9 protein-coding genes and 5 tRNA genes are annotated in these 10,072 nt (G+C 39.9%); all 14 read right to left on the minus strand.

The genetic code is table 11. The features are described from left to right. Positions 1 to 123 precede the first annotated feature (123 nt). The 14 genes from LJD61_RS18090 to LJD61_RS18155 all read right to left on the minus strand — a co-directional run bounded on the left by LJD61_RS18090 (position 124) and on the right by LJD61_RS18155 (position 9,811). Positions 124 to 1,128 (minus strand): permease, encoded by a 1,005-nt coding sequence (locus tag LJD61_RS18090; protein WP_255228962.1) that lies wholly within the window; start codon positions 1,126 to 1,128, stop codon positions 124 to 126. Positions 1,129 to 1,140: 12 nt separating this feature from the next. After that, a complete protein-coding gene (locus LJD61_RS18095; protein WP_255228975.1) occupies positions 1,141 to 1,419 on the minus strand; it encodes an ArsR/SmtB family transcription factor in 279 nt (92 codons plus the stop codon). 54 nt (positions 1,420 to 1,473) lie between these two features. Further along, entirely contained in the window at positions 1,474 to 2,022 is a 549-nt protein-coding gene (locus LJD61_RS18100; protein WP_255228964.1) for a DUF2703 domain-containing protein, read from the minus strand. 10 nt (positions 2,023 to 2,032) lie between these two features. Beyond that, a complete protein-coding gene (locus tag LJD61_RS18105) occupies positions 2,033 to 2,746 on the minus strand; it encodes a metallophosphoesterase family protein (protein WP_255228965.1) in 714 nt (237 codons plus the stop codon). A 272-nt stretch (positions 2,747 to 3,018) separates the two neighbouring features. After that, positions 3,019 to 3,237: a hypothetical protein gene (locus LJD61_RS18110; protein ID WP_255228967.1), complete on the minus strand. Its 219-nt coding sequence runs from the start codon at positions 3,235 to 3,237 to the stop codon at positions 3,019 to 3,021. 81 nt (positions 3,238 to 3,318) lie between these two features. Further along, positions 3,319 to 4,272: an aldo/keto reductase gene (locus LJD61_RS18115; RefSeq protein WP_255228968.1), complete on the minus strand. Its 954-nt coding sequence runs from the start codon at positions 4,270 to 4,272 to the stop codon at positions 3,319 to 3,321. Positions 4,273 to 4,331: 59 nt separating this feature from the next. Then, positions 4,332 to 5,063, minus strand: coding sequence for a GNAT family N-acetyltransferase (locus tag LJD61_RS18120; RefSeq protein WP_255228969.1), 732 nt, complete (start codon positions 5,061 to 5,063; stop codon positions 4,332 to 4,334). Positions 5,064 to 5,244: 181 nt separating this feature from the next. Continuing rightward, on the minus strand, positions 5,245 to 7,491 hold the full coding sequence (locus LJD61_RS18125; protein ID WP_255228970.1) for a hypothetical protein: 2,247 nt from the start codon (positions 7,489 to 7,491) through the stop codon (positions 5,245 to 5,247). A gap of 150 nt (positions 7,492 to 7,641) precedes the next feature. Further along, a tRNA-Thr gene (locus LJD61_RS18130) sits at positions 7,642 to 7,717 on the minus strand. Positions 7,718 to 7,862: 145 nt separating this feature from the next. Beyond that, positions 7,863 to 7,939, minus strand: a tRNA-Asp gene (locus tag LJD61_RS18135). A 17-nt stretch (positions 7,940 to 7,956) separates the two neighbouring features. Then, positions 7,957 to 8,032: transfer RNA gene (locus tag LJD61_RS18140), tRNA-Val, on the minus strand. A gap of 5 nt (positions 8,033 to 8,037) precedes the next feature. Further along, positions 8,038 to 8,112 (minus strand) — tRNA-Glu (locus LJD61_RS18145). 6 nt (positions 8,113 to 8,118) lie between these two features. Further along, positions 8,119 to 8,194, minus strand: a tRNA-Lys gene (locus tag LJD61_RS18150). A 204-nt stretch (positions 8,195 to 8,398) separates the two neighbouring features. Beyond that, positions 8,399 to 9,811: an NAD(P)/FAD-dependent oxidoreductase gene (locus tag LJD61_RS18155; RefSeq protein ID WP_255228971.1), complete on the minus strand. Its 1,413-nt coding sequence runs from the start codon at positions 9,809 to 9,811 to the stop codon at positions 8,399 to 8,401. Between the last annotated feature and the right edge of the window lie 261 nt (positions 9,812 to 10,072).

Raw genomic sequence — 10,072 nt, forward strand, 5'->3', positions numbered from 1 at the left:
GCTCAAACAGTTGACGCAGCTTTTCCTATACTTCGCTAACAAACTTTAAGCCTCTTCACAAAATACTCTTTTATCAGCTACCACAACAAGTTAAAGTATATTTACCCCATGGCTTATATAGCTTTACATCAGCAAGTAACCAAATGCATTGAAAATATAGCCTATGATGATGATGCCGATTGTAACGACACCTATAAATGTGACTAAAAGCTTTGTTTTTACTACCTTATTGAGCATTATCATAGACGGCAGGGACAAGGCAGTTACTCCCATCATGAAGGATAAGGCCGTACCCAGGCCTACACCCTTTAAAACCAAAGCCTCTGCAATCGGTAAAGTCCCAAAAATGTCAGCATACATCGGTATTCCCACAAAAGTTGCCAGCAATACCGAGTACCATTTATCCTTTCCGAGTATGGCAGAAATTATATTCTCAGGAATCCAATTGTGGATGGCTGCGCCAATCCCTACACCTATGATAATGTAAAGCCATACTTTTTTGATTATGCTTAGAACCTGTTCTTTAGAGTATTGAAGCCTGTCTTGGACAGTCAAATCTCCTTGCTCCATATCGAGGACTTTGTTTCCGAAGACAAAGGGCTCTACATATTTCTCAAGCTTCAGCCTGCTGATCACCGTTCCCCCTATAACCGCAAGAATGATGCCCACCAGAACATAAGCTATAGCTATCCTCCAGTTGAATATTCCGGCCAGCAGCAGAACTGAGGCCAGATCTACAAGCGGTGAGGAGATCAAAAATGAAAATGTGACCCCAATGGGCAATCCTGCGCTTGTAAACCCTATGAATAAAGGTATGGAGGAACAGGAGCAAAAGGGTGTGACGGTACCCAGTAAAGCCCCCAGCATATTGGCCGAAATCCCGTTAAACTTGCCCAGTATTTTTCTCGTTCTCTCCGGCGGGAAAAAGCTTTGAATATATGAAATCATAAATATCAAAACAGATAGCAGTATGAATATCTTTATGACATCATATATAAAAAAGTGAATGCTTCCGCCGGCTTTGCCGTTTACATCCAAGCCAAAAACGTTTTTAACAAGCAATGTCACTAGATTCTGCAGCCATACCATTTTTAGCAATTGATCATTCAGCCATTTCAGTATAATCAAGCCATCATCTCCTTAACATCCTTCAGTGCAATCTTCGCGACTGACCATTTGAATATCTATGGCATCAAACAAAGCCTTCAACTCTTCCAGAGCTTTCACGTTTATTGAGTATTTCATCCATATGCCGTCCCGCCTGCTATCGACCAGGCCGCTATCGCAGAGCGTTTTCATATGGTAGGAAAGAGTAGGCTGGGTTATATTGAATTCTTCAAGTATCTTGCATGCACATAGTTCGCCGTGAGATAGCATGTGAAAGATTCTTAATCTTGTCTCATCACTCAAGGCTTTCATATAAAGAGCATATTCTTTGCAATTATTCAAATGCCTCACCTCCTCTATAAATCCTTATTCCAGGCAGCATGACGGCTTTTTAGCCTTCATCGCCGCATAAAACTTTTTTAGGTTTTCCGGCAGCACATATTCTTCGTCTCCATCAGCCCCATCCTCATGGCCAAATATACCTTTCAAGAGTCCTTCCATTATAAGAGCCTTTGGGGGTATTGCATATTCTTGGCCCTTATATAACCAGACGCGGCACTCTATGTCATCTCCGCACAGATCACCGCATGATTCGCATCTGCTCTCTCTGACTTCCATTTGAATATCCTTCCCATCTACACGAATTGTAGGCGAGCTGATAAATTTGTGCTTTATGGCCAGTTCTTCGCTGGTCACGTTGATTTTGTTCAATACCACCTCAATATCGGCTAATCCCAATACATTAGATATGCCCGACAAAGCTTCTTCAAGGTTTTTATCAGTACCTTGACACCATTCACATACGCTCAAATCCAAGTATAAGAAATCTATAACAACACGCCTTTTGTTTATTTGGCCTGCTCCGCTGCAGCAGCCTGAGCCGCAGCAACAGCCGCCGCAATTTGATTTATTCATTCATATCCTCCTATGCTTTTCCCGTTCTGATGATTTCGGCAAATTCTTGAGGCAAGCTATTTTCTTCTATGGCCTTTGCAGTGCTTTCATAATCGTAGTCCACTTCATATATTTCAACTTTTGCTGCACCGCCATATAAATCGATGACCGCATAGTTGGCCTTAGGGCTGCCCGTTTTGGGTTTGCCTGCGCTGCCGGCGTTTATCAGCATCTTGCTGCCATACATTTTGTAATAAGGCTTATGTGTATGTCCGCAAACAAGTATATCGGCTTCACAATCCGCCATTACCTCTTCCGCTTCCCTGGAATTTTCTTTTAAATATTCATTGATCTTTCTTGGGCTTCCATGCACAAATAAAATCGTCCTGCCTTCAAAAGCCATCTTGATCTCTTTAGGAAGGCTCCTCAGAAACTCTTTATTGTCTTCTCTTGTATTCTCTATAGTCCAATTCAGAGATATCGCTGCATTTTCCATATCCTTAGGATTTGTATAATCACAACCGCAAACCATCAATTCTTCGCCGACTGCTTCATCATAATTGCCCTTGACGGTCAATATCTTCTTTCCCCTGATAGTATCTATAACTTCATCCGGGTGAGCGGCATAGCCAACTAAATCCCCCAGGCATACGATCAAGTCTGTCTTCTTGCCATCAATATCCAAAAGCACCCTGTCCAGAGAAATTATGTTGCTATGTATGTCCGCAATTACTGCTATCCTCATAAACTCATGACCTCATTCCCCCGCTTATTTCCATTTTGCTATCATCACATAGATATCTCTCTATGTATTATATTCCTATATATAGATAAACGTCAATATGTTTGATAAAAATTATTATCTTATGAGGAAGCTTAAGCATTGGTATATGAAATCCTTCTTACGTCAATTATTTCCCGGGAAATAACTTGTCGAAGATATTTGCTTCCTTTCTTATGCTCAAAGGCTGCAGGGTGGTGATGATATAAATAAATAAGAGCAGTCCATGACTGCTCCTAAACCACTTTTTTTCTTGAATTGAAATAAGCTGCTGATAATATGCTTCCAAGCTTAAAGTAACGCACCTGCTTACGCAGATAGCAGTATGCCTTAATTTTGTCCTCCTGTATCTCCAACACCTTTATATTCCGTTCACTCATTCCTGATTTACCGCTATAAATTATAGTAATAATGTTGCCTCTCTCCAGTGATGCCTTCAACACATGTTCAATCATGCTATCACCTTCATTTTTCTTTTATTATACCAAACATATGTTCGTTTGAAAAGAGGCTAATTTCACCAAAGCTGACTGAGATTACACTACACGGATGGAAAACTGCGGGCAAGCTGCCACACAATAACCGCACTGTATGCATTTCGACGGATCTATATATGCCTTGCCGGTGCTATCATCAAAGCTGATGGCATCACTGTGACATGTTCCTATGCAGATACCACAGCCTACACACATATTCTGGGATACTCTTACTATTTTTTTATTTCTTATACTTATTATACCTTCTAAATTCCTTTCTCCATTAAAATACCTTATGTTATATGTAACCTCTTCTTTGCTGATCATCCCAATAGCAATGGGATAATTTCTGCCCAAATTCATAGCATATTCCATGCTGCTGTCATAATCGTCTATCATTGTGCCACCGCCCAGGACCTTCATAAGGTATATTCCCTTGCCGTTTTTATCGCAAAGAGCTATTGCCTTTTCCATTTCATCAACAGTTCCTTCCAATATTCCTCGTCCAATTTTATTTATCAAAGGAAATACTACATCGATATCCTCTCTTGCTGCTGCCGCTTCAACTACTTTTACGCTATGAGTGGATATACCTACTGCTTTTATCATGCCTTTTTTCTTGTAATCCAACAGGCATTGCAAAGCGCCTTTGCGCAGCTCAAATACATCAGCTTGAGCCCTTGCGGCATGAAGATGAAAAATATCTATATAATCTATTTCCATCCCTTCCAGGGCTTCCAATACAGCCTTTTCCATTTCCTCATAGGAAGCTGCAGGGGATTTTGTAGCAATAACGGGTCTGAATTTTATCTTCTTCAAAGCACCTTTTATATGAGGATAGGTGCGATAAGCCTGAGCCGTATCAATAAAATTGACCCCATTATCCAATGCATAAGCTATGATTTCGCTGCTTTCTTCAACAGGAAGATTCCTCTGCAAGGGGCCCAATGGCAAAGCGCCAAAGCATAGCCTTGTTACCTCTATGCCTGTATTTCCCAAAACAACCTTTTCCAAAATACCAACCTCCGGATTATAGTCTTTACTCCATTATAACATATAATCAGCATGCATTATCATATGGGCATACCATAACGGATTTTGAATTCATCCTTAGTACAGTTATCTCTGATCAGCAGAAATCCGACATATCCTTCATCCAGCAGCTCTTGCTGCTGCCGAATCTTCCCATTCTCAACTTCGATGCAGTTTTTATATGGCTGTGCATCATCATGCCTCATATCTCTATGCAGCAAGAATCTCCACTTGCCTTCATAAGAGCCTTCTCTTCTATCCAGAGCCTTGATTGCAAGGCCCGAATCCATCACATTTTTCAAGCTGGGATAATTAAATGGATGTATGGTGCAGCATACATGGTAATAACCCAATTTATCAATAATATCAAATGTATGCTTCATCATCTTTGCCTGAAGCCTATTCCCCCTAAACTCGGGATGTACTACGGTTGCTTCCAGGTGGACCACGCGCTCAAGCTCATCTTCCGGTATATTTAATTCCCGCCCCAGATGATATTCATCATTGCCCGAAAATGTGATGGTCCTGAATGCGATCAGACTGCCCTCTGCAAAGACGCCTATGGCTCTTCCCATACCATCATCCAGGACTTGAGTAAGAATAAATTCTTTGGAATCCACCACAAAGGTCTGCGGATTTTTCAGATCATCCGCAACTAAATTTTGAAGCTCTACCATATCCTCGATATCTGACTTTTCCAGTATACGCATCTCATATGCTGCTTCTTTAACTATGGTCTTCTTTATAAACTCGCTTTCTATAGGCTTTCTCATATTCCTTCCTCCATGTCTTTGTGCATATATAACTCTATTGTTCCAAAATTCCACACTAAAATTACCTCATTTTTTATGTTTATCTTCGAATATATAAAAAGCTCCTCCTTGCGCAAATCATGCATAAGCAAGGAGGAGCTTTTCACTGCCAGTGTGGTACAAGCGTTGGACTTAGGCCAGGTTATTTCAGTGCCGAATTGTTTTGTAATATTCTAATCATGATTCCATGTCCACCCACAACAGCCTGGCTGCCTCTTGTGGCAAAAGACATATACCCGTTAACAGGCAATGAATCTAAGATAGTCCAGTCTTTGAAATTCTTGGTATACATAACCCGGGCTCCGGTTATATATAGTACATCATCAATTGAAAAAATATTATATATCCCCTCTTCGGAACCTGTTAAATTTATGCTTGAATATTCCGTAGGAATTTCATAGCTTTCATATTCTTTAAAGTCTTTTGTTATATACAATTTAAATTTTGGATATTCATGTGCTGCCAATATGAATGAATCTTTAAAAAAGTATATATCCTTTATGTGTTGGCTCGGTAATTCCACCTTTTTGAAGGTTTTTAAATCATGGGAAATATAGATATAGTCTTTAAAACCGGAGGCTTTAGAAACTGTATAAAACGGGTTGGATGATAAATCTTCCGTTTTTGCCGCCTCAGTTGCAAAAGCCACATATCGGTTATTATAGTAATATAGTTTTCCTAGATTCCATTTGGAATAATCCGTCATGATTGGCGTAAAGTTATACATATCATCTGAAACAGCAATAATAGCCTTTTCTAATGAGTTGTGAGTCAATACAGCTTTATCCCCTATAACCGATACTCTTATATTGTTTAAATCTGCATTGGCGTTTTCAATATAATTATCTATGTGCAGCTTATATTCCTCCCAGTTTGTCAGGTCCTCGCCGATCCAAACATGACATTCCCATCCGTTTCCCTCCTGTCCCCACTTTATGCCGTATATATAATACTTACCGTTCAGGAAGTACATATCATTAAATTTCGGGGAAGTATAGCCCTTTCCTTCTACAATTTCATAATTGGTTTGCCACGCCGCACCATCAGGTGATGATATAACAGAATCCTCTGTGATAGCTACAAAGCGTTTCCCATCAAACAATATTTTTTTATATCTGTTTAATTCGTTCCCAAGATTGGATTTCCAATTCACCAAATCTGAAGAAATATCAGTAGAGTCTTCACTTAAAATGTAATAACCACTGCTCTCCATAGCAAAAGAAGCGATAGCTAACCTTGTCTTTTCCGAGAAATTTGTACTGGACTCCGTTATTTTCCACACTGAATTTCCAGCGCTTGCAGCCATAACCTTTCTGTTGTTATTATGTATATCAGCACCCACAGCTATATGCTTGCCATTATAATAACCGCCGTACTTCCAGTCTACGTCTTCAGACCGGGTAATCCAACTAATGCCGTCTGAGGATATTCCTATTTTTTTATATGTTATTCCAAAGAATTTACCTCCGGTAAAAGTTATTATATCAAAGGCACCGGCATTAGTTTCAAAGCTTATGTTGCAAACGTTGAATTTTTCACCATCATTTGAATATACCATATTGGTTTCCGGAATACCGCCGCTCCCCATGCTGCTAATTTGATTGGCATCGCTAAGTCTTGCTGAATAGCTGCTTCCTCCGTAGGCTATAAGGGTATCATTGCTTTGAACCATATCCCGCAATATGGTTGGGGATTCAGTGCAAACTTTCCATGTATTCAGGTCTTGTGAAGATATAATTGTACCCTTGCAATAATCTGAATCAAAAGATCTGGGATCTCCTGTGTCATACATTCCGCACAGAAAATATCTTCCTTTAAAATATGCTATATCGGAAATGTATAAATTCACTTCATCTGCCTTAGGATATATATTCATCCCTATATCATTTTGGGATTCAATCCTTTCAAAGGTTTGAAAATCCTTTGTTTTAAATATTGCATATTGTCTCCAAGGATCAATAGCAATGATGAAATAAGAATCGTTTATATGAAACATCTTCATAATGTAATAGCCCTTAATTTTTTCTTCTGTCCAGTTTATCCCATCACTCGATGATAAAAGTAAAGAGTCTGCTCCAATTGCAGCAACAGCCATAAATTTATTATCAACTACAATAATATCATTGAACTCCATATTTTTATCAAAGGTAGTTATTTCCCAATCGCCAACAGCCAGATCTTCACAGGTGGCCAATGAACCCGATTCGCTTATTGAGACAGCTATCCCCTTATCGTTGACAACTGTTTTTTTAGCATTGAAATAATACATATTGGTATTAATTTTTGTATCAATAAAAGCATTAGCAGGTGTTTCTGCAGAGGCAGATACCTCCATAAATGAAGATGTCATAATTAGCAAGCTTAGCACTACGAATAATATTCTTTTCATTTTCTCATGCTCCTTAATCAATATTTTGGCGCTGCTTTAATTATATTCTTGCATCCAATATCAGTCAATTTTCAAGTGCTGCAAAATGGTAAAAAAGATTTCTGCCGCATAAAAAAACACTGCAATCATTTGCAGTGTTTATGTTTCAAATGGAGCTGGTGGACGGAATTGAACCCCCGACCTGCTGATTACAAGTCAGCTGCTCTACCTGCTGAGCTACACCAGCTTATCTAAGTAATTCTAAGCTTCTCATTACTTCGTCACTCTGCGGTCTCAAAAATGCTCACATATCAATATATGCTCCGCTTTTTGAGCTTTGAGTTCCTTGTACTGCTCGCTTACAATTCCTTATCTACAATGAAAATTAAAAATGGCGACCCAGAACGGGCTCGAACCGTCGACCTCCAGCGTGACAGGCTGGCATTCTAACCAACTGAACTACTGGGCCGTTTATAATTATCAAAATGGTGGGCACAATAGGGCTCGAACCTATGACCCTCTGCTTGTAAGGCAGATGCTCTCCCAGCTGAGCTATGCGCCCAAATATGGTGACCCGTGGGGGAATCGAACCCCCGTTACCGCCGTGAAAGGGCGATGTCTTGACCGCTTGACCAACGGGCCGTTTGATGGTGATCCACCGGAGAGTCGAACTCCGGACACCATGATTAAAAGTCATGTGCTCTACCTGCTGAGCTAGTGGATCATCTGCGAGGAATTATCGCTCACATTAATACATTCTACATGCTGGCAGCAGATTTGTCAACAATATTTTTTTCTTTTTTATTGCCAATCTCAGGCAGCAAATCCTTTTGACAAATCTCCCGAAACAAGAGACGTATTGATATTATAATAGGATTTTTTAAATTTTGCAATGGTAAAACTCTATTTCTATATATTCTGAAAATTGTTATCCGATTTTATTGATTATATCTCTTGCTACAACAATCCCGGTGACGGAAGCTTGCATAAGGCCTCTTGTAATTCCTGCCCCGTCTCCTATAGTATAAAGATTTTTTACGGAAGTCTCAAAATTGTCATTTACCTGGACCTTGCTGGAGTAAAATTTGCATTCTACGCCATACAGCAAAGTATTCTTTGAATAAAGGCCAGGCGCCACATTATCAAAAGCCTTTAATGCCTCTATGATGGAAACCAGATACCTGTGGGGCAGCACATAGCTCAAATCTCCCGGTACCGCATTTCTCATCGTGGGGATTGTAGTGGATTTCTTTAATCTATCCCTGTCAGTTCTTCTGCCCTGGAGCAGATCCCCCAGCCTCTGAACCAAAATTCCGCCGCCGGTGAGCATGTTTGCCAGTCTGGCTACATACTTCCCATACTCGATGGGCTCCTTAAAAGGTTCTGTAAATCTTGTTGAAACCAACAGCGCAAAATTTGTATTATCGGTCTTCAGGTTTTCATCCGCATAGCTGTGACCGTTTACAAGGGACAAGCCGCCTTCATAGTTTTCCTGGGATACAACACCGCCCGGGTTCATGCAGAAAGTTCTCACTCTGTTGTCAAAGGTATCTGAGTAATATACCAGCTTTGCTTCATATAAGTCTTTTGTAAGATGGTCCATGATGCTGTTGGGCACCTCTACCCTCACCCCGATGTCAACAGCATTGTTATTGGTATTTATTGATAGTCTCCTGGTTTGCTCTGAAAGCCATTCGGCACCGCCTCTTCCTGGGGCAGCCACAATATATTCACCATATACTGTCATCTCTTCTTTGCCTTTTCTTTTTATTACTACAGCTTTAGCTTTACCCTTTTCTTCAATTATATCTATTACATCCGTCAGCTCGGAGAATATAATTTTAGGGTTTTTTACCAAATATTTATACATGCCCTCAAGAACATAAAAAGCTTTTTCCGTGCCCAAATGCCTTACCGGACAAGGGATTAACTGTATATTGTGCTTTGAGGATTCATATTTCAAATCATCTATTACTTTGCTGTTCAAACCATGTACTTCGCTTTGAGCTCCAAAATTCAGATATATGGAATCAGCATACTTTATCAATTCCTTGGCCTTATCATCCGTCATATAATCCGTAATATTGCCTCCTACCTCAGGGCTCAAGGACAGCTTGCCGTCGCTGAAAGCACCCGCTCCGGACCAACCAAAGGTTATGCCGCACGGATCACAGCCTACACATTTGCCTATGCTTCTGGCGGGACATTTTCTTTGAGACAAGGTTCTCCCTTTGTCCATTATAAGGATATCCAGATCTTTATTATTTTTGACCAACTCCAAAGCAGTAAAAATTCCAGCAGGACCTGCACCTATTATGATGACATCATAATTATTTTTCATTCTTCTCACCTTTATCCTCAGAGTATTTTACTGTTAATTTAATCTGTTGTGTTAGCTGATAACAAGTATAAAGCTTCAAGGCTAAGACTTTGTAAGCTTGTATAGGGCTGCGTCAAAACTCACATGCCTAACAAACTCTAAGCCTCTTCACAAAATACTCTTTTATCAGCTAACATAACGAGTTAATTTAAGAATGCTCATCAGAAGCCTTTAATATATTAACAGATGTATATTATAGAGTCAACTTGCACATTCTTGTTT

Source organism: Lutispora saccharofermentans (genome assembly GCF_024363565.1).
Classification (GTDB): domain Bacteria; phylum Bacillota; class Clostridia; order Lutisporales; family Lutisporaceae; genus Lutispora; species Lutispora saccharofermentans.

What these genes read in the sequence shown, in the direction of transcription:
- LJD61_RS18095 (WP_255228975.1), bottom strand. Translation starts at nt 1,419, where the DNA reads ATGAAAGCCTTGAGTGATGAGACAAGATTAAGAATCTTTCACATGCTA.
- LJD61_RS18100 (WP_255228964.1), bottom strand. Translation starts at nt 2,022, where the DNA reads ATGAATAAATCAAATTGCGGCGGCTGTTGCTGCGGCTCAGGCTGCTGC.
- LJD61_RS18105 (WP_255228965.1), bottom strand. Translation starts at nt 2,746, where the DNA reads ATGAGGATAGCAGTAATTGCGGACATACATAGCAACATAATTTCTCTG.
- LJD61_RS18110 (WP_255228967.1), bottom strand. Translation starts at nt 3,237, where the DNA reads ATGATTGAACATGTGTTGAAGGCATCACTGGAGAGAGGCAACATTATT.
- LJD61_RS18120 (WP_255228969.1), bottom strand. Translation starts at nt 5,063, where the DNA reads ATGAGAAAGCCTATAGAAAGCGAGTTTATAAAGAAGACCATAGTTAAA.
- LJD61_RS18125 (WP_255228970.1), bottom strand. Translation starts at nt 7,491, where the DNA reads ATGAAAAGAATATTATTCGTAGTGCTAAGCTTGCTAATTATGACATCT.
- LJD61_RS18155 (WP_255228971.1), bottom strand. Translation starts at nt 9,811, where the DNA reads ATGAAAAATAATTATGATGTCATCATAATAGGTGCAGGTCCTGCTGGA.